The organism is Streptomyces sp. NPDC058274 (genome assembly GCF_042881375.1).
In the GTDB taxonomy this organism is placed as follows: Bacteria; Actinomycetota; Actinomycetes; order Streptomycetales; family Streptomycetaceae; genus Streptomyces.
Genome location: NZ_JBHVXW010000002.1, coordinates 267,466 through 287,044, shown reverse-complemented (window position 1 = coordinate 287,044; position 19,579 = coordinate 267,466). Strand labels below are relative to the sequence as shown.

Here is a 19,579-nt window from a genome sequence, read left to right as displayed (position 1 = left end):
TGTGCGGTGTATGTCCCGCGCGCTGACCTCTGAAGATTAGCGCACGACGCGGCCAGTCCCAAAATCGGTATCCCGGGCTCTGGGAGCGCCCCCGAGGACCTGCTGTTACTCGTCCTCGGCGAGGGTCAGCTCGACGCCACCGACGAAGCCCGCGGAGAGGTTGTAGATGAACGCGCCGAGCGTCGCGAGCGCCGTGGCGAGGACGACGTCGATGACCGCGATGATGGTGGTGAACATCAGGACGTGGGGCAGCGACAGGAATGACTGCAGGTCGAAGCCGTTGGACTCGTTCGAGCCGGTGGCCTCGGAGATCGTGCCGCCGACGGTCGAGAAGACGCCCATCGCGTCCATGACCATCCACAGCACCGCGGACGCCACGATCGTGCAGACGCCGAGGGCGATGGAGAGCAGGAAGCTGACCTTCATCACCGACCACGGGTCGGCCTTGGCCACCCGGAGGCGCGCCTTGCGGGTGCGGGGCGTGGTACGCGCACCCGTCCGCGGACGCCGTACGGCACCGGCCGGGGCCGGAGCGGGGGTTGGCTGGTAGGCCTGCGGCGGGTGGTACGGCCCGGCGGGCTGCTGCGGCTGGCGTTCGCCAGGCAGCGTGGAGCCGGCCTGCGGAGCGGCCGGAGCTGCCGCCGCGGCCGGTCCGCCCGGAGCCGCCGGGCCCGAACCGGCCGCGTACTGCTGGGCCTGCGGGCCTCGGGTGTCCGTCACAGTTCCCCCCTGGGATCCATGAGAGTCATGGGAGTCAGCCGTCTCCGTGGCGGTGCCACGGCCGCCGTCCGTTTCCGTACCGGTCGATCCGGCGCCCGTGGCTCCGCTCACGATGACTCACTCCTCGCGCTACTCGGCCGAGGACGGCTCGCCCTCTTCCGTACCGACGACCTCGATGTCCTCGGCGGTCTCGTCACCGGCGATGACGCCTTCGACTTCTTCCGCCTCACGACCGGCCTCGGCGTTACGAGCGATACCGACCACGGCATCGCGCTTGCCCAGGTTGATCAGTTGGACGCCCATGGTGTCACGGCCCGTCTCCCTGACCTCGTTGACTCGCGTACGAATCACACCGCCGGACAGCGTGATGGCGAGGATCTCGTCGGTCTCCTCGGTCACCAGCGCGCCGACGAGCGATCCGCGGTCCTCGACGATCTTGGCGGCCTTGATGCCGAGGCCACCGCGACCCTGGACGCGGTACTCGTCCACGGCAGTTCGCTTCGCGTACCCGCCGTCCGTAGCAGTGAACACGAACGTACCGGGTCGAACAACATTCATCGAGAGCAGCTCGTCGCCCTCGCGGAAACTCATTCCCTTGACGCCCGAGGTGGCGCGGCCCATCGGACGCAGCGCGTCATCCGTGGCCGTGAACCTGATCGATTGCGCCTTCTTGCTGATCAGCAGCAGATCGTCTTCTGCCGAAACCAGCTCGGCGCCGATCAGTTCGTCGTCGGATCCGCTCTCTGTCTCCCGGAGATTGATCGCGATGACGCCGCCGGCGCGCGGGGAATCGTAGTCCTTCAGAGATGTCTTCTTGACCAGGCCGCCCTTGGTGGCGAGGACCAGGTAGGGCGCGGCGTCGTAGTCGCGGATCGCGAGGATCTCGGCGATCGCCTCGTCCGGCTGGAAGGCCAGCAGGTTCGCGACGTGCTGACCGCGCGCGTCCCGGCCTGCGTCCGGGAGCTCGTACGCCTTGGCGCGGTAGACGCGGCCCTTGTTGGTGAAGAACAGCAGCCAGTGGTGGGTCGTCGACACGAAGAAGTGGTCGACGATGTCGTCCTGCTTCAGCTTCGTGCCGCGGACGCCCTTGCCGCCGCGCTTCTGCGAGCGGTAGTCCTCGGTCTTGGTCCGCTTGATGTAGCCGCCGCGCGTGATGGTGACGACGATGTCCTCTTCGGCGATCAGGTCCTCCATGGACATGTCGCCGTCGAAGGGAATCAGCTTGGAGCGGCGGTCGTCACCGAACTTGTCGACGATCGCGGTGAGTTCCTCGCTGATGATCTGCCGCTGGCGCACCGGCGAGGCGAGGATCGCGTTGTACTCGGTGATCTTCGCCTGGAGTTCGTCGTGCTCCTGGACGATCTTCTGGCGCTCCAGGGCGGCCAGTCGGCGCAGCTGCATCTCGAGGATGGCGTTCGCCTGGATCTCGTCGATCTCCAGGAGGCCCATCAGGCCCTCGCGCGCGATCTCGACGGTGTCACTGCGCCGGATCAGCGCGATGACCTCGTCGATGGCGTCCAGGGCCTTCAGGAGGCCACGCAGGATGTGCGCGCGCTCCTCGGCCTTGCGCAGCCGGAACTTCGTACGGCGGACGATGACCTCGATCTGGTGCGTCACCCAGTGGCGGATGAACGCGTCGAGCGACAGCGTGCGCGGGACGCCGTCGACCAGCGCCAGCATGTTGGCGCTGAAGTTCGACTGCAGATCGGTGTGCTTGTAGAGGTTGTTCAGTACGACCTTGGCGACCGCGTCCCGCTTCAGGACGATGACCAGCCGCTGGCCCGTACGGGACGACGTCTCGTCGCGGACATCCGCGATGCCGCCGATCTTGCCGTCCTTCACCAGGTCGGCGATCTTCTGCGCGAGGTTGTCGGGGTTGACCTGGTAGGGGAGCTCGGTGACCACCAGGCACTGGCGGTTCTGGATCTCCTCGACCTCGACGACCGCGCGCATCGTGATGGAGCCACGGCCCGTGCGGTACGCCTCCTCGATGCCCTTGCGGCCCACTACGAGGGCGCCGCTCGGGAAATCGGGGCCCTTGATGCGCTCGATCAGCGCGTCCAGGAGCTCCTCGTGGGAGGCCTCCGGGTTCTCCAGGTACCACTGGGCGCCGGCCGCGACCTCGCGCAGGTTGTGCGGCGGGATGTTGGTGGCCATGCCGACCGCGATGCCGGCTGAGCCGTTGATCAGCAGGTTCGGGAAGCGGGCGGGCAGGACCGTCGGCTCCTGGGAGCGGCCGTCGTAGTTGTCCGTGAAGTCGACGGTCTCCTCGTCGATGTCGCGGACCATCTCCATGGACTGCGGCATCAACTTGCACTCGGTGTACCGCATGGCGGCGGCCGGGTCGTTGCCCGGGGAACCGAAGTTGCCGTTGGAGTCCACCAGCGGCATCCGCATCGACCACGGCTGCGCGAGGCGGACCAGCGCGTCGTAGATCGAGGAGTCACCGTGCGGGTGGTAGTTGCCCATGACGTCGCCGACGACACGGGCGCACTTGTAGAAGCCCTTCTCGGGCCGGTAGCCGCCGTCGTACATGGCGTACAGGACGCGGCGGTGGACGGGCTTGAGCCCGTCCCGCACGTCCGGCAGCGCACGCGAGACGATGACGGACATCGCGTAGTCGAGGTACGAGCGCTGCATCTCGGTCTCGAGCCCGACGGGCTCGACACGCAGGGTGAACGCGCCGTCTTCTTCAGGCGTGATCGGAGTGTTCTCGTCGGTCATTGCTGGTGCAGATCCTTTCTGGTGCGGTCAGCTGAGACCGACTCAGATGTCGAGGAAGCGGACGTCCTTGGCGTTGCGCTGGATGAACGCGCGCCGCGCCTCGACGTCCTCGCCCATCAGGACCGAGAACAGGTCGTCGGCCTGGGCGGCGTCGTCGAGCGTGACCTGGCCGAGGACGCGGTGCTCCTGGTCCATCGTCGTGATGCGCAGCTCTTCGGCGTTCATCTCACCGAGACCCTTGAAGCGCTGGACGGAGTCGTCGCGGATGCGCTTGCCGTTCTGGCGGCCGAGCTCGATCAGCGCGTCCCGCTCACGGTCCGAGTACGCGTACTCGAAGTCGTCCCGGCCCCACTTGATCTTGTAGAGCGGCGGACGGGAGAGGAACACGTGGCCGGCCTCGACCAGCGGCCGCATGAAGCGGAACAGGAAGGTCAGCAGCAGGGTGTTGATGTGCTGGCCGTCGACGTCGGCATCCGCCATCAAAATGATCTTGTGATAGCGGAGCTTCGCGATGTCGAAGTCCTCGTGGACTCCGGTGCCGAAGGCCGAGATCAGCGCCTGGATCTCCTGGTTCTGCAGGATCTTGTCGATCCGCGCCTTCTCGACGTTGAGGATCTTGCCTCGGATCGGGAGGATCGCCTGGTACTGCGGGTTTCGGCCGGACTTGGCCGAGCCGCCGGCGGAGTCACCCTCGACGATGAAGATCTCGCACTTGGTGGGGTCGTTCGACTGGCAGTCGGACAGCTTGCCCGGCAGCGACGCCGACTCCAGCAGACCCTTGCGGCGGGTGAGGTCACGCGCCTTGCGGGCCGCCACGCGCGCGGTGGCCGCCTGGATGGACTTGCGGATGATGTCCGAGGCCTCGTTCGGATTGCGGTCCAGCCAGTCCGTGAGGTGCTCGTGCACGACCTTCTGTACGAAGGTCTTCGCTTCCGTGTTGCCCAGCTTGGTCTTCGTCTGGCCCTCGAACTGCGGCTCACCGAGCTTGACGGAGATGATCGCGGTCAGACCCTCGCGGATGTCGTCACCGGTGAGGTTGTCGTCCTTCTCGCGCAGCAGCTTCTTGTCGCGCGCGTACCGGTTGATGAGTCCGGTGAGCGCCGCGCGGAAGCCCTCTTCGTGCGTACCGCCCTCGTGGGTGTGGATGGTGTTGGCGAAGGAGTACACACCCTCGCTGTAGCCGCCGTTCCACTGCATCGCGACCTCGAGGGAGAGCATGCGCTCCTTGTCCTCGGCCTCGATGTCGATCACCGTCGGGTGCACCACGTCGCCCTTGCGGGAGTTGAGGTACTTCACGAAGTCGACGATGCCGCCTTCGTAGTGGTACGTGACGGTCTTGACCTCGGCCTTTTCGTCCGCTCCGGCCTCGTCGGCGCCCGCCGTGGCCTTCGCCGACTCGCGCTCATCAGTGAGTTTGATCGTCAAACCCTTGTTGAGGAACGCCATCTCCTGGAAGCGCCGCGAGAGCGTCTCGAAGGAGTAGTCGGTGGTCTCGAAGATGTCGCCGTCGGCCCAGAAGGTGACCGACGTACCGGTCACGTCGGTCGCCTCGTGCTTGGCCAGCGGGGCCGTCGGGACGCCCAGCTTGTAGTCCTGCGTCCAGCGGAAGCCCTCGGTCCTGACCTCGACGGCCACCCGCGAGGACAGTGCGTTCACGACGGAGACACCCACGCCGTGCAGACCACCGGAGACCGCGTAGCCGCCGCCGCCGAACTTGCCGCCCGCGTGCAGCACGGTCAGCACGACCTCGAGCGCCGGCTTGCCCTCGGAGGGGACGATGCCCACCGGGATGCCGCGGCCGTTGTCGATGACGCGCACGCCGCCGTCGGCGAGGATCGTGACCTCGATCGTGTCCGCGTGGCCGGCCAGCGCCTCGTCGACCGAGTTGTCGACGACCTCGTACACGAGGTGGTGCAGTCCGCGCTCACCGGTCGAGCCGATGTACATACCGGGTCGCTTGCGGACCGCGTCCAGACCCTCGAGGACTGTGATGGCGCTGGCGTCGTACGAGGCTGTGACCTCGCCGTTCTTGCCGGCGGCAGTGGACGGGATGTTCTCGTTGGGGTTGCCGGAATCGGCCACGAAGCGCCCTTTCTGGCACAGCACAATCCAAGCTCCCGGCGGGTGGCCGGAGCGGTTGCGGCGTGTTGCGTTGGTAAGCCTTGGTCAGCGTTGCACACCATTTCCCGACGGTCCCCACGAACGGGGCGGGATTAGCTCCCAGTCTACCGGTAGCGCCGACAGTGATGGGGGTTTGCCGGTACCTGAGTCCTCATGTGCCGCCCTCAACCGGTCTCTCCCGACTCCCCATATGCGGAACGGGGCTCCAAGAGGCTCACAGAGGCACTCAGCGCTTCCGGGTGTCAACCCCCAGCTACTGCGGAGTCAGGTCGGTGTTCGCAACCGCGTCGGGTCACCCGTACGTATCGCCGGGCCCGGTGCTGCCAGGGGCGCGCAGGGGGCCGAAGCGGCGGGGGGGACCCCCGGGGCCGAGCACCTTGATCAACCGCACCGTGCCGTGGCCCAGGTCCTCGTTCAGCCGCGCCACCAACTGCGGGGCCAGCAGCCGCAGCTGGGTCGCCCAGGCCGTCGAGTCGCACTGCACCGTCAGGACGTGCTCGTCCTCGTCGTACTTCTGGGGAACGCAGTGCTTGGCCAGGTCGTCGCCGACGATCTCCGGCCAGCGGCCCATCACACCGCCCACCGCCGCCGGCGCCTCCCAGCCGCGCTCCGTGATCAGCCGGTTGATGGCCGCGCCGAGCGCCATCGGGTCACGGCCGTCGGCGCGCGCGCCGGAGCGCAGGCCGCCGCCGCGCCGCGCCTGCTTCTTCTGCTGCGCCGCGTCCCCACGCGCGCGTGCCTGTTCTTTCGCGGCGCGCAGGGCCACGCGCGCGAGGTCCACGCCGGACGGCTCGGGGATCTTCTTGGGCACCTCACCGGACGCGCCTCCGGTGGCGCCTGCCGACGCTCGCGGTGTGTTTTCCGTCATACGCGCTCCACCGTGCCCTCGGACACGGTGAACCGCGTCCCGGCCAGGACGCCGGGCACGTCGTCGTCCACCGCGGCGGTCACCAGCACCTGCTCCCCGGGCGCGACCAGCTCGGCGAGCCGCTCACGGCGCCGGGTGTCCAGCTCGGCGAACACGTCGTCCAGGACCAGCACCGGCTCATTGCCCTCGGCCCTGAGCAGGTCGTACGAGGCGAGACGCAGCGCCAGCGCGTACGACCAGGACTCCCCGTGCGAGGCGTACCCCTTCGCGGGGAGCTGGCCGAGCTTGAGGAGCAGTTCGTCCCGGTGGGGGCCGACCAAGGTCACGCCCCGCTCGATCTCCTGCTTGCGGGTCTCCACGAGCGCGGCCATCAGCTGCTCGTACAGCTCCTCGCGCGCGTGGCCGACGATTTCGGGCGACGACGGACGGTATTCCAGCGCGACCGGGCCACCGCCGGGGGCCAGCTGCTCGTACGCCTTGTCCGCCAGGGGCTGGATCGCGGAGACCAGGTCGAGCCGCTGGGCGAGCAGCTCGGCGCCCACGCGCGCGAGGTGCTGGTCCCAGACGTCGAGCGTGGACAGGTCCATGGTGCGGCCGCCGTGGCGGCGGGCGAGCGCGGCCGATTTGAGGAGCGTGTTGCGCTGCTTGAGCACCCGGTCGTAGTCGGAGCGGACGCCCGCCATGCGCGGGGAGCGGGCCGTGATCAGCTCGTCGAGGAAGCGGCGCCGCTCGCCGGGGTCGCCCTTGACCAGCGCGAGATCCTCGGGCGCGAACAGCACCGTCCGCACGATGCCGAGCACATCACGCGGCCTGACCTGCGACGATCTGTTGATGCGGGCACGGTTGGCCCGGCCGGGGTTCAGCTCAAGCTCGATGAGCTGCTGGCGCTCGCCCTGCTTCACGGTGGCCCGGACGATCGCGCGGTCGGCGCCCATGCGCACCAAGGGCGCGTCGGAGGAGACGCGGTGGCTGCCGAGGGTGGCGAGATAGCCGACCGCCTCGACGAGGTTCGTCTTGCCCTGCCCGTTGGGTCCCACGAACGCGGTGACGCCCGGGTCGAGCGGAACCTCGACCCGGGCGTACGAGCGGAAGTCGGCCAGCGACAGATGCGTGACGTGCATGGTCGTTCGCCGACCTCCCCCAACGTGGTGCTTCGGGCTTCCCCGAGGTCCGGGACGCCCGGCCTTCGGGTTGTCCCCGGCTGTGGACAACCGGGGAGACCCTGGGAGCGAGACCCCCAGGGTGTGGATCAGTTCTTCTCGACGGCGTGGCCGCCGAACTGGTTGCGCAGCGCCGCGACCATCTTCATCTGCGGCGAGTCGTCCTGTCGGGAGGCGAACCGCGCGAAGAGCGACGCGGTGATCGCGGGCAGGGGGACCGCGTGGTTGATGGCCGCCTCCACCGTCCACCGGCCCTCGCCGGAGTCCTCCGCGTACCCCTTGAGCTGCTCCAGGTGCTCGTCCTCGTCCAGGGCGTTCACCGCCAGGTCGAGCAGCCAGGAGCGGATGACCGTGCCCTCCTGCCAGGAGCGGAAGACCTCGCGCACGTCGGTGACGGAGTCGACCTTCTCCAGCAGCTCCCAGCCCTCGGCATAGGCCTGCATCATGGCGTACTCGATGCCGTTGTGGACCATCTTCGCGAAGTGGCCGGCGCCGACCTTGCCCGCGTGCACCGACCCGAAGTCGCCCTCCGGCTTCAGCGCGTCGAAGACCGGCTGCACCTTGGCGACGTTCTGGACGTCACCGCCGTACATCAGCGCATAGCCGTTCTCCAGGCCCCAGACGCCGCCGGAGACGCCGCAGTCGACGAAACCGATGCCCTTGATGCCCAGCTCGACAGCGTGCTTCTCGTCGTCCGTCCAACGCGAATTGCCGCCGTCCACGACGACGTCACCGGGCTGAAGGAGCGCGGCCAGCTCGTCGATCGTGGACTGGGTCGCGGCACCCGCCGGGACCATCACCCACACCACGCGCGGGCTCTTGAGCTTGCCCACAAGCTCTTCCAGGCTGTGGACATCGGCGAGGTCCGGGTTGCGGTCGTATCCGAGGACGGTGTGGCCTGCGCGGCGGATCCGCTCGCGCATGTTGCCGCCCATCTTGCCGAGGCCGACGAGACCGAGCTCCATCAGTTGTTCCTTAGGTTGCGACGTGGCGTGAGGGCACTTTCGTACCTGCGACCGAGCCTAAACCCGGACGTCCACGCACACCTGTGGGCATACGCGCTCAGGCGTACGCCCACCTGCCGATTTCGTCAGCCGCTGAGGCGGACCGGCATGATCAGGTACTTGTAGGCCTCGTCCGCCTCGGCGTCCACCGCCGGCTTGCCGCTGAGCAGCGCGGGCTTCGTGGACGTCGTGAAGGAGAGCTGGGCGGCCGGCGAGTCGATGGCGCTCAGGCCGTCGAGCAGGAAGGTCGGGTTGAAGGCGATCGAGACGTCGTCGCCCTCCAGCTGGGCGTCGACCCTCTCCACAGCCTGTGCGTCGTCGCTGGAGCCGGCCTCCAGGATCAGCACGCCCTGCTCGAAGCTGAGCCGCACCGGGGTGTTCCGCTCCGCCACCAGGGCCACGCGCTTGACGGCCTCCACGAAGGGGGCGGTCTCGATCACGGCCACGGAGTTGAACTCCGTCGGGAACAGCGAGCGGTACTTCGGCAGGTCGCCTTCGAGCAGACGGGTGGTCGTACGCCGTCCGGCGCCCTCGAAGCCGATCAGGCCCTCGCCGGCGCCGGAGCTGGACAGCGCCAGGGTCACGCTGTCGCCGCTCGTGAGGGCCTTGGCGGTGTCCAGGAGCGTCTTGGCGGGCACCAGGGCGACCGCGGACGCCTCCGGGTTCTCCGGCTTCCACAGGAACTCACGGACCGCGAAGCGGTAGCGGTCGGTGGAGGCCAGGGTGACCGTGTCGCCCTCGATCTCGATGCGGACACCGGTCAGCACCGGCAGCGTGTCGTCACGGCCGGCCGCGATGGCCACCTGCGCGGCAGCCGAGGCGAAGACCTCGCCCGGGACGGTGCCGGTCGCCGACGGCATCTGCGGCAGGGCCGGGTACTCCTCCACAGGCAGGGTGTGGAGTGTGAACCGCGAGGAGCCGCAGACCACGGTCGCCCGTACACCGTCTGTGGAAATCTCCACCGGCCGGTTGGGCAGGGCGCGGCAGATGTCGGCGAGGAGCCGGCCCGACACGAGCACCGTGCCCTCTTCGTCGATCTCGGCGTCCACCGAGACCCGCGCCGAGACCTCGTAGTCGAAGCTCGACAGGCTCAGCGCGCCGCCCTCGGCCTTCAGCAGGAGGCCGGCGAGGACAGGCGCCGGCGGACGGGCCGGGAGGCTGCGTGCCGCCCAGGCCACTGCCTCCGCGAGTACGTCGCGTTCCACCCGGATCTTCACCGTTGCCGCCTCCGTCTGTTGCCGGCGCTCTCGCCCTGCTGGCCTTCGCTGTCTGACTCGGTGTCGTCGGACCCTGTGAGGGGAAGGACACCGGGGACCAGTCTGACGCACCGCACTGACAGTCGGTGCCCCCCTGGGTCAAGTCGTTCCGAGCGGCACCGGAGCGCCGAACCGCGAGTTGTGCACAGCCCCCACTTCGAAACGGATTCCCAGCTCTCTCTAGTTGGGAGTAGTAGTAGGGGCTGTGGAAACCGTGGATAACCCCGTTTTCGCAGCTCAGACGGCAAATTTTGTCCACCGGGCCTGTGGGTGGAGCCGGTGGACAACCGGGGCCCGCTGTGGACGGGGAAAAGTTCTGCACACTCGATGCACAGCCTCGGGGCACTTCTCCCCAGCGCCGTCCCCAGCTTTACCCACGTTCCCCACAGGCCAACCCGGCACCTTCGTGTGACGCCTTTCACTCGACACGGTGATTCGGCGCGTTGCGTTGCCGAACAGTGGACAGGCGTGTGGAGAAGCTGGGGATTGCTGGGGACAACCGGCTGTGGCCTGTGGGTTGCCGGTGGACAACTTCTTGCACACCCTGTGGATCTTTTCTTCGTCCACAGTCTGTGGAGATCGTTCGTCCACCAATCCACAAGCACCTGACCTGGTCTGATGGTCTTTCAACAGTCCGCCCTGTGGACACGATCTGGACAACTTCCCGGTCCCCAGGGTGTGGACGCGAGAAAGTACCCGAATCTGTGGAGGGCGGCCGTAACCGGGCCCCTATTCGAACAGTGGATGACGAGTGGGCCACGGCGCGGGGCCCGAAACGGGTGCCGAAACGGCGCGGGAGGCCCTCCGGAGGCGTCCGAGAGCCTCTTGGGACGCACGCGAGGATGCTCCGGAGCGCCTGTGAGGGCGCCTCGGGACGAGTTTGAGGACGCCGCGGGACGCGTATAGGAGGGCGCCTCGGGGCGGCTTGAACGGCGTGTCGGGGAGCCTCGGGAGCAGCGAAAGGCGCCCTCGGGAGCGTGTCCCGGGGCGCCTTCGGCGGCGTACCGACGTCTCATCGGACGCCGTACCGCCCTGTCCCCTCCGACGGCGTACCGTCGTGGCTGTCAGCCGTTCTTGATGCGGTTCGTGAGCTCCGTGACCTGGTTGTAGATGGAGCGGCGCTCGGCCATCAGCGCGCGGATCTTGCGGTCGGCGTGCATGACGGTCGTGTGGTCGCGGCCGCCGAACTGCGCGCCGATCTTCGGCAGCGACAGGTCGGTCAGCTCACGGCACAGGTACATGGCGATCTGCCGCGCGGTGACCAGGACGCGGCTGCGCGAGGAGCCGCACAGGTCGTCCACGGTGAGGCCGAAGTAGTCGGCGGTGGCCGCCATGATGGCCGGCGCGGTGATCTCCGGGGACGAGTCCTCGCCGCCGGGGATCAGGTCCTTGAGGACGATCTCGGTCAGTCCGAGGTCCACCGGCTGCCGGTTGAGCGACGCGAACGCCGTCACCCGGATCAGCGCGCCCTCCAGCTCGCGGATGTTCCGCGAGATACGGGACGCGATGAACTCCAGGACCTCCGGCGGAGCGTTGAGCTGCTCCTGCACCGCCTTCTTACGAAGGATGGCGATACGGGTCTCCAGCTCGGGCGGCTGGACGTCCGTGATCAGACCCCACTCGAAACGGTTCCGCAGCCGGTCCTCCAGGGTCACCAGCTGCTTGGGCGGCCGGTCACTGGACAGCACGATCTGCTTGTTCGCGTTGTGGAGCGTGTTGAAGGTGTGGAAGAACTCCTCCTGCGTCGACTCCTTGTCCGCCAGGAACTGGATGTCGTCGACAAGAAGGATGTCCATCTCGCGGTACCGCTTGCGGAAGCTGTCGCCCTTGCCGTCGCGGATGGAGTTGATGAACTCGTTGGTGAACTCCTCCGAGCTCACGTACCGCACGCGCGTGCCCGGGTAGAGGCTGCGCGCGTAGTGCCCGATCGCGTGCAGCAGGTGCGTCTTGCCGAGCCCCGACTCCCCGTAGATGAAGAGGGGGTTGTACGCCTTCGCCGGCGCCTCGGCGACGGCGACCGCGGCCGCGTGCGCGAATCGGTTCGAGGCGCCGATGACGAAGGTGTCGAAGAGGTACTTCGGGTTCAGTCGCGCGGTGGGTTCGCCGGGACCGGCCGCCGGCGCGGGCTGCGCGGCCAGGGGGCCCGGTGCGCCGCTCGATGCGGGCAGCGAGGAGCCGACCGGGCCGCCGCGGTGCACATGGCCGTTGCCGGACGGGGACGGGGGGGCCTGGTGGTCCCGGCGGGAGTCCAGGTCACGCCGGCCGTCGCGCTGCTCGTAGTCCGACCGCTGCTGCTCGTAGTCGGACCGGGCCTGGTCGTAGTCCTGGCGCTGCTGCTCGTAGGACGGCCGGTCCATCGACTGCGGACGGTAGTCCTGTGACGGCGTCGCGTACGGGTCGCGGTCCGGGAAGCCGAGGCGCTGCTGCTGCCAGCCGTAGTCGTCCTGCGACGGCCGGGGCCAGGCGCCCGGCTCGGGGCGCTGGTAGTCCGGGTAGGCGGGACGGGCGTTGGGCAGCTGGTCGGAGCGGGCGGACGGCAGGTGATCGCCGGGGCCGCCGGGCAGCTGCTCGCCACGGCCCGGCCGGTGGTCGTCCGCGCGGTGCCGGCCGTACCGCTCGTATCCGTCCCGGTTCTGGCTGTCGTAGGGATTGCGCTCGTCGCGGCCCTGGCCGTCGTAGCCGTCACGACCGCCACGACTGTCACGCCCGTCCCGTCCGTCGCGGCCACCACGGTCCTGGCCGTCGTATCCATCCCGTCCGTCCCGTGCGTCACGCTCGTCGCGGGTCTGGCCGTCGTACGGGTCCCGGCTCTGTGCCGGACCGGAGGGGAGCTCGGGCTCCTCGTACCGGGGCTGGGCGGGCGGCGCCGGGGACTGGGGCTCCCCCGCGGAGTCGTCGACGGTGATCGCGATGCGGATCGGCCGGCCGCACTCACGGCTCAGCGATTCGCTGACGATCGGCGCGAGACGGCCCTCCAGTACGCCCTTCGCAAATTCGTTCGGTACTGCGAGCAGAGCCGTGTCCGCGACCAGGGCCAGCGGCTGGCAGCGCTTGATCCAGTGCTCGTCCTTGGTCTCCACGCCCTGCCCACGGCCCTCACCGAGGAGTTGTTCCAGTACTCGTGGCCACACTGCGGCAAGATCGGCAGGTACATCAGCCACAGGGCACGCTCTCTCACGGGTCCCACGAACGTGTGGTTCTGGGAGCAGGTCGGGATGTAACTCGGGTGAAGCAGGGGGAACGAAACAGATGGGGCGGGGAGAAGGGAACGAATCGGAGTTCAGCCACGGTAGTCAGGGCGACCGCTGCGGTTCAAGTTGTTGTCCCCAGCCTGTGGATAGTGTCTCCCGGAGGGCACTGGTTTGACCGGATGGCGTAGCCGCGCGTACCGTAACCAGGTCGAGTTGTCGATGGCTGCTGCCGCCTGCCTCCGATGGGCACAGATCGCGTCAAGTGATCGGGAAGCGGTGCACTCGGGCGTAATACGAGCTACTCGTGGGCGCACGGTGACAGCCAAGACGGCACCCCGCCACTACTGATTCTTTCTGGAGCCCCCGAGTGAGCAAGCGCACCTTCCAGCCGAACAACCGTCGTCGCGCGAAGACCCACGGCTTCCGCCTGCGGATGCGTACCCGTGCCGGCCGCGCGATTCTCGCGAACCGCCGTGGCAAGGGTCGCGCGAGCCTGTCCGCCTGATTACTTACAGGTCATGATGTCGTGCTGCCTACCGAGCATCGGCTGAGGCGGCGCGAGGACTTCGCGACCGCGGTACGCCGAGGACGCCGGGCCGGACGCCCGCTTCTCGTCGTCCATCTACGTAGCGGTGCAACGGACCCGCACGCGCCTGGGGAGAGCGCTCCCCCGACGCGTGCGGGTTTCGTCGTGAGCAAAGCCGTGGGTGGAGCTGTCGTACGCAACAAGGTGAAGCGCCGGCTTCGCCATCTGATGCGCGACCGAGTGGCCCTGCTGCCCCCCGGTAGCCTGGTAGTCGTACGAGCGCTGCCCGGTGCGGGCGACGCCGACCATGTACAGCTGGCCCGAGACCTGGACGCCGCCCTGGAGCGGCTGCTGGGAGGGGGCGCGCGATGAAGTACCCGCTGCTGGCTCTCATCAAGCTCTACCAGTGGACCATCAGCCCGTTGCTCGGGCCGGTGTGCAAGTACTACCCGTCGTGCTCCCACTACGGCTACCAGGCCATCGACCGGCACGGTGCGGTCAAGGGAACGGCACTCACCGCCTGGCGCATCCTCCGGTGCAATCCGTGGTCGCTGGGTGGTGTGGACCATGTTCCGCCGCGCAAGCGCCCGCGGTGGCACGAATCGCTGCGCAACGCCTGGCGTGCACGCAAGGGCGGGAACTCCGCCGCCGAACCGGCCACCGAGGGGCACGGTATGTCCGACCACCCCTCGAGCCCGGCCGCCGAGACCCCGTCCCATGCTCAAGGAGCCTGATTAGTGGACACGATTGCCAGTCTCTTCAGCTTCATCACGACACCCGTATCTTGGGTCATCGTCCAGTTCCACTCCGTGTACGGCAAGGTTTTCGGTGCCGACTCGGGATGGGCCTGGGGCCTGTCCATCGTGTCCCTGGTGATCCTGATCCGTATCTGCCTGATCCCGCTCTTCGTGAAGCAGATCAAGGCCACTCGGGCGATGCAGACGCTGCAGCCCGAGATGAAGAAGATCCAGGAGCGCTACAAGACCGACAAGCAGCGCCAGTCCGAAGAGATGATGAAGCTGTACAAGGAGTCGGGTACCAACCCGCTCTCCTCGTGCCTTCCCATCCTGGCCCAGTCGCCGTTCTTCTTCGCCCTGTATCACGTGCTGAACGGCATCGCGACCGGCAAGACGATCGGCGTCATCGACGATTCGCTGCTGGCCAGCGCGCGTAAGGCACACATCTTCGGCGCCCCGCTCGCGGCGAAGTTCACCGACGGTGCCGACAAGGTCGCCTCGCTCGGTGCCACGGTGATGGATGTCCGTGTCATCACAGCGATCATGATCGTGCTGATGTCGGGGTCGCAGTTCTACACGCAGCGCCAGCTGATGACGAAGAACGTCGACATGTCCGTCAAGACGCCCTTCATGCAGCAGCAGAAGATGCTGATGTACGTCTTCCCGGTCATGTTCGCCATCTTCGGCATCAACTTCCCGGTCGGTGTCCTCGTCTACTGGCTGACCACCAACGTGTGGACCATGGGTCAGCAGATGTACGTCATCCGCAACAACCCGACGCCGGGCAGCAAGGCCCAGGCCGCTTACCTGGAGCGCCTGGAGAAGCACGTCACGCATCACGAGAAGACGCGCGGCCGTGGTCAGAAGGCGATTGTCAAGGCGATCGTCGCCAAGGGCCGTGAACGCAACGAGCACGAGCGCAAATTCATCAACGCTCTGACGAAGGCGGGCCTGGCGGCCCAGGCCGACGGCACCGTGGTGAAGGGCGTGAGCGATGCCGTCACCGAGGCCGAGGACGGCACCTCGACGACCGCGGGCGGCCCGCCCAAGCGCCAGCAGCCGAAGCGGCAGTCCAAGTCCCAGCGTCAGGCCGCTGTGGCCAAGGCAGCAGCCGAAGCCGAGCCGAAGACCTCGCTGACCAAGTCCGACGAGCCGCAGGACGCCAAGCCCGACGCCGCCAAGCCGGCGGGCGGTGGCGCCAAGCCCGGCTCCGGTACCCGCAGCAAAGCCCAGTCAGGACAGCGCAAGGGCCCTCAGCGGCCCAAGTCCCCGTCCAAGAAGTAAGAAGGAGTCCATCCCGTGACGGAAGGCACCATCTCCGCTGCCGCCGAGGGCGACACCCTGTCCCGCTTGGAGCAGGAGGGCGAGATCGCGGCGGACTACCTCGAGGGTCTGCTCGACATCGCTGATCTCGACGGCGACATCGACATGGACGTCGAGGCCGACCGAGCCGCTGTCTCGATTATCAGCGACGCCGGCGGCCGCGACCTGCAGAAGCTGGTCGGCCGTGACGGCGAGGTGCTCGAGGCCCTTCAGGAGCTCACGCGCCTGGCCGTGCACAGGGAGACCGGCGACCGCAGCCGGCTGATGCTGGACATCGGTGGCTATCGCGCGAAGAAGCGCGAGGAGCTCTCCGAGCTGGGCGCCAAGGCCGCGGCCGAGGTCAAGAGCTCCGGCGAGCCCGTGAAGATGAAGCCGATGACGCCCTTCGAGCGCAAGGTCGTGCACGACGCGGTCAAGGCCGCCGGGCTGCGCAGCGAGTCCGAGGGCGAGGAGCCGCAGCGCTTCGTCGTCGTGCTTCCTGCCTGATCGGTACGTACGTTCCTCCGGCCCCGTCTGTTGCGCAGACGGGGCCGAACTTTGTCAGCCTGATAGTCCCCGGCAGCTGCGGACCCGACAGCTGTAGTCCCTGATAGTCCTGGAAGCCAGCGCTCAGTGCGCTTATGCGGTACGGAAGGACGGTCCCCGTGACGGAGGCAGCGGAGCTCCCCCCTGCGCCCGAGCAGGCGCGCGAGGTATTCGGCGATCGCTTCGCGGACGCGGTCCGGTACGCGGAGCTGCTGGCCGAGGCGGGAGTGCAGCGCGGTCTGATCGGCCCCCGTGAAGTGCCCCGCCTGTGGGAGCGGCATCTGCTGAACTGCGCGGTGCTCTCGGAGGTCGTACCCGAGGGTGTGACCGTCTGCGATGTGGGTTCCGGCGCCGGTCTGCCCGGCATTCCGCTTGCCCTGGTCCGTGAAGACATCAAGATCACGCTGCTTGAGCCGTTGCTGCGCCGGACCACCTTCCTCACCGAGGTCGTCGAGCTGCTGGGCCTCGATCATGTGACCGTCGTCCGCGGCCGCGCCGAGGAGGTCATGGGGAAGCTGACTCCGGTCCACGTGGTGACCGCTCGCGCGGTCGCGCCGTTGGACCGGCTCGCGACGTGGGGCATCCCCCTTCTGCGGCCGTACGGCGAGATGCTCGCGCTCAAGGGCGACACCGCGGAGGAGGAGCTGAAGAGCGCTGCCACGGCGCTCAGCAAGCTCGGAGCGGTGGACACATCCATCCTGCATGTCGGCGAGGGGATCGTGGATCCGCTTTCCACCGTGGTGCGCGTCGAGGTCGGGGAGAGTCCGGGCGGGGTCCGCTTCGCTGCGAAGCGCGCCAAGGCAGCCCGGACGAGCCGAACACGGCGTCGTCGCTGAGCCCGAAGGCTCACAACGAACCTCGAACTCCCGGCTCCGCTGTGGCGGAGCCGGGAGTTTTTCGTCACTCCCGTTGATCCGTCCTGACGACGAGCCGTACTCCACACAAGCTGCCAAACCTACGCATCTCGGAGTGTCGCGCCGAAATGAGGCCGACCGCTATGCATCGTGTTTCACGTGAAACGTCGCTCACTGCTGCACGGCATCATCAGTCGCGGCCGCGCCGCGGCCGAACCCCGCGACCGGAAACCTCTCGGTTCACTCGCAGAGGGTGCGGAGTTGTCCACAGAGGTGGATTTCTCCACAGAAGAACGGGCCTCGCTGGTTCATGACCCCGAAGACATGGGAGGCTCTGTTCATTGCGAGCCTGAAGTCGAGGAGAGTGAATCCTTGCGGTCCGACGCCAACATCGCGGGACCGATGACCGATCCGGTCCCCGGTCCCCGTACCGAGTCGATGGGGGAGGATGTTTCACGTGAAACACCGCCCCCGATGGACGACACTCCCATCGGTCGTGCTGCCCAACTGGCAGTGGAGGCTCTGGGCCGTGCCGGCGAAGGCCTGCCACGGCCGGAGCAGACACGCGTCATGGTGGTCGCCAACCAGAAGGGTGGGGTCGGCAAGACCACAACCACGGTCAACCTGGCCGCGTCACTCGCCTTGCACGGCGGCCGCGTCCTGGTGGTCGACCTCGACCCTCAGGGCAATGCCTCCACCGCGCTGGGCATCGATCATCACGCCGAAGTTCCTTCGATCTATGACGTGTTGATCGACAGCAGGCCGCTCTCCGAAGTCGTTCAGGCGGTCCCCGATGTCGAGGGCCTCTTCTGCGCTCCTGCCACGATCGATCTCGCCGGTGCGGAGATCGAGCTGGTGTCCCTGGTGGCACGGGAGAGCCGGCTGGAGCGAGCGATCCAGGCATACGAGCAGCCGCTGGACTACATCCTCATCGACTGCCCGCCGTCGCTCGGTCTCCTGACAGTCAACGCGTTGGTCGCCGGCGCCGAGGTCCTGATCCCGATCCAGTGCGAGTACTACGCGCTGGAGGGCCTGGGCCAGCTGTTGCGCAACGTCGATCTGGTCCGGGGGCACCTCAACCCGAACCTGCATGTGTCGACCATCCTGCTCACCATGTACGACGGCCGGACGCGACTGGCGTCCCAGGTCGCGGACGAGGTGCGCAGCCACTTCGGCGACGAGGTACTACGGACGAGCATTCCGCGCTCAGTCCGTATCTCCGAAGCCCCGAGCTACGGGCAGACGGTTCTGACCTACGATCCAGGATCGAGCGGTGCCCTCTCCTATCTTGAGGCGGCACGGGAAATCGCATTGCGCGGCGCCGGTGTGGCGTACGACGCGCAACACGCCCACGTGGGCGCACCGAACGAACAGAGCATGGTGGAGGGGATTCAGTGAGCGAGCGACGAAGGGGGCTGGGCCGTGGTCTCGGCGCACTGATCCCTGCTGCCCCGACAGGCGAGAGGGGGCCGGCGGTGAATGGAGGATCCACCTCACCGACGTCCGTCCCCGTACTCACCGCCGAGCGCGGGGTGGCAGCGGCCAAGGTGGCCTCACTCCCCCCTGTTTCACATGAAACCGAGGATTCGCTGTCGTACGGAGCGGTGGAGGTGCCGCCGGAGCCCGTCGGCGCGCACTTCGCCGAGCTGCCGCTCGACTTCATCACGCCCAACTCCCGGCAGCCTCGTGAGGTGTTCGACGAGGATGCCCTCGCGGAGTTGGTCACCTCCATCAAGGAGGTCGGGCTTCTCCAGCCTGTCGTCGTGCGGCAGCTGGGCCCGGAGCGCTACGAGCTCATCATGGGCGAGCGGCGCTGGCGTGCCTGCCGTGAGGCGGGACTTGAGGCCATCCCGTCGATCGTGCGAGCCACGGACGACGAGAAGCTCCTCCTGGACGCACTCCTGGAGAACCTGCACCGCGCACAGCTGAACCCGCTGGAAGAGGCAGCCGCCTACGACCAGCTGCTCAAGGACTTCAACTGCACGCACGACCAGCTGGCGGACCGCATCGGTCGGTCCCGCCCGCAGGTCTCCAACACGCTGCGTCTGCTGAAGCTCTCTCCGTCGGTCCAGCGCCGCGTGGCCGCCGGAGTGCTGTCCGCGGGGCACGCACGGGCCCTGCTCTCCGTCGACGACTCGGAGGAGCAGGACCGGCTGGCTCACCGGATCGTGGCCGAGGGGCTCTCGGTGCGGGCCGTCGAGGAGATCGTGACCCTCATGGGGTCCCGGCCGCAGACGGCCACACGGGCCAAGGGGCCGCGAGCCGGCACCCGGCTCTCTCCGGCGCTGAGTGACCTCGCGACGCGGCTCTCGGATCGCTTCGAGACGCGGGTGAAGGTCGACCTCGGTCAGAAGAAGGGCAAGATCACCGTCGAGTTCGCCTCGATGGACGACCTCGAGCGGATCCTGGGCAGCCTCGCTCCGGGCGAGGGGCCGGTCCTGCAGAAGAGCCTTCTGGACGACGACGTCGACGACACGGAGATCTGAGGCGCAGGTGGCGGGACGGTTTATGACCGTTCCGCCACCAGGAGCGGGCTGTGTCCGGTGTGTACCGGAACACGGCCCGCTCTT

16 protein-coding genes are annotated in these 19,579 nt (G+C 67.9%); 8 read left to right on the top strand and 8 right to left on the bottom strand.

Annotated features, from left to right (window positions below):
• Positions 1-105: 105 nt before the first annotated feature.
• From ACFVYF_RS05740 to dnaA, 8 genes are all read right to left on the bottom strand, one after another.
• The gene (locus ACFVYF_RS05740; RefSeq protein ID WP_389451281.1) at positions 106-831 is read right to left on the bottom strand and encodes a DUF3566 domain-containing protein; all 726 of its coding nucleotides are present in this window, start codon (positions 829-831) and stop codon (positions 106-108) included.
• 18 nt (positions 832-849) lie between these two features.
• Positions 850-3,444 carry a DNA gyrase subunit A gene (gene gyrA / locus ACFVYF_RS05735; protein ID WP_389451279.1) on the bottom strand — a complete coding sequence of 865 codons (2,595 nt, stop codon included), beginning with the start codon at positions 3,442-3,444 and terminating at the stop codon, positions 850-852.
• A gap of 42 nt (positions 3,445-3,486) precedes the next feature.
• On the bottom strand, positions 3,487-5,550 hold the full coding sequence (gyrB, locus tag ACFVYF_RS05730; protein ID WP_389451276.1) for a DNA topoisomerase (ATP-hydrolyzing) subunit B: 2,064 nt from the start codon (positions 5,548-5,550) through the stop codon (positions 3,487-3,489).
• A 307-nt stretch (positions 5,551-5,857) separates the two neighbouring features.
• Complete coding sequence (locus ACFVYF_RS05725; protein WP_389451273.1) at positions 5,858-6,433, bottom strand: DUF721 domain-containing protein; 576 nt, start codon at positions 6,431-6,433, stop codon at positions 5,858-5,860.
• Positions 6,430-7,554, bottom strand: coding sequence for a DNA replication/repair protein RecF (gene recF, locus ACFVYF_RS05720; RefSeq protein ID WP_389451270.1), 1,125 nt, complete (start codon positions 7,552-7,554; stop codon positions 6,430-6,432). Before recF ends, ACFVYF_RS05725 begins: the two co-directional genes overlap by 4 nt.
• Before the next feature lie 128 nt (positions 7,555-7,682).
• A complete protein-coding gene (gnd, locus tag ACFVYF_RS05715; protein WP_389451268.1) occupies positions 7,683-8,558 on the bottom strand; it encodes a phosphogluconate dehydrogenase (NAD(+)-dependent, decarboxylating) in 876 nt (291 codons plus the stop codon).
• Between the two features lie 125 nt (positions 8,559-8,683).
• A complete protein-coding gene (gene dnaN / locus ACFVYF_RS05710) occupies positions 8,684-9,814 on the bottom strand; it encodes a DNA polymerase III subunit beta (RefSeq protein WP_389451265.1) in 1,131 nt (376 codons plus the stop codon).
• 1,103 nt (positions 9,815-10,917) lie between these two features.
• Complete coding sequence (gene dnaA / locus ACFVYF_RS05705) at positions 10,918-13,014, bottom strand: chromosomal replication initiator protein DnaA (protein WP_389451262.1); 2,097 nt, start codon at positions 13,012-13,014, stop codon at positions 10,918-10,920.
• 397 nt (positions 13,015-13,411) lie between these two features.
• Between dnaA and rpmH the strand changes: the two genes are divergently transcribed.
• The 8 genes from rpmH (at position 13,412) to ACFVYF_RS05665 (ending at position 19,495) form a co-directional block, all read left to right on the top strand.
• Entirely contained in the window at positions 13,412-13,549 is a 138-nt protein-coding gene (gene rpmH, locus ACFVYF_RS05700) for a 50S ribosomal protein L34 (RefSeq protein ID WP_006381191.1), read from the top strand.
• 21 nt (positions 13,550-13,570) lie between these two features.
• A complete protein-coding gene (gene rnpA, locus ACFVYF_RS05695) occupies positions 13,571-13,942 on the top strand; it encodes a ribonuclease P protein component (RefSeq protein WP_389451259.1) in 372 nt (123 codons plus the stop codon).
• A complete protein-coding gene (gene yidD / locus ACFVYF_RS05690) occupies positions 13,939-14,304 on the top strand; it encodes a membrane protein insertion efficiency factor YidD (protein ID WP_389451256.1) in 366 nt (121 codons plus the stop codon). The genes rnpA and yidD overlap by 4 nt, the downstream gene beginning before the upstream one ends.
• Before the next feature lie 3 nt (positions 14,305-14,307).
• Positions 14,308-15,591 (top strand): membrane protein insertase YidC, encoded by a 1,284-nt coding sequence (gene yidC / locus ACFVYF_RS05685; RefSeq protein WP_389451253.1) that lies wholly within the window; start codon positions 14,308-14,310, stop codon positions 15,589-15,591.
• Positions 15,592-15,606: 15 nt separating this feature from the next.
• Positions 15,607-16,116, top strand: a complete 510-nt coding sequence (locus ACFVYF_RS05680; RefSeq protein ID WP_389451250.1) for a protein jag — start codon at positions 15,607-15,609, stop codon at positions 16,114-16,116.
• A 158-nt stretch (positions 16,117-16,274) separates the two neighbouring features.
• Positions 16,275-16,991 carry a 16S rRNA (guanine(527)-N(7))-methyltransferase RsmG gene (rsmG, locus tag ACFVYF_RS05675; RefSeq protein WP_383290541.1) on the top strand — a complete coding sequence of 239 codons (717 nt, stop codon included), beginning with the start codon at positions 16,275-16,277 and terminating at the stop codon, positions 16,989-16,991.
• A gap of 342 nt (positions 16,992-17,333) precedes the next feature.
• The gene (locus ACFVYF_RS05670; protein ID WP_389452088.1) at positions 17,334-18,407 is read left to right on the top strand and encodes a ParA family protein; all 1,074 of its coding nucleotides are present in this window, start codon (positions 17,334-17,336) and stop codon (positions 18,405-18,407) included.
• Positions 18,404-19,495 carry a ParB/RepB/Spo0J family partition protein gene (locus ACFVYF_RS05665; RefSeq protein ID WP_389451247.1) on the top strand — a complete coding sequence of 364 codons (1,092 nt, stop codon included), beginning with the start codon at positions 18,404-18,406 and terminating at the stop codon, positions 19,493-19,495. Before ACFVYF_RS05670 ends, ACFVYF_RS05665 begins: the two co-directional genes overlap by 4 nt.
• Positions 19,496-19,579: the final 84 nt, after the last annotated feature.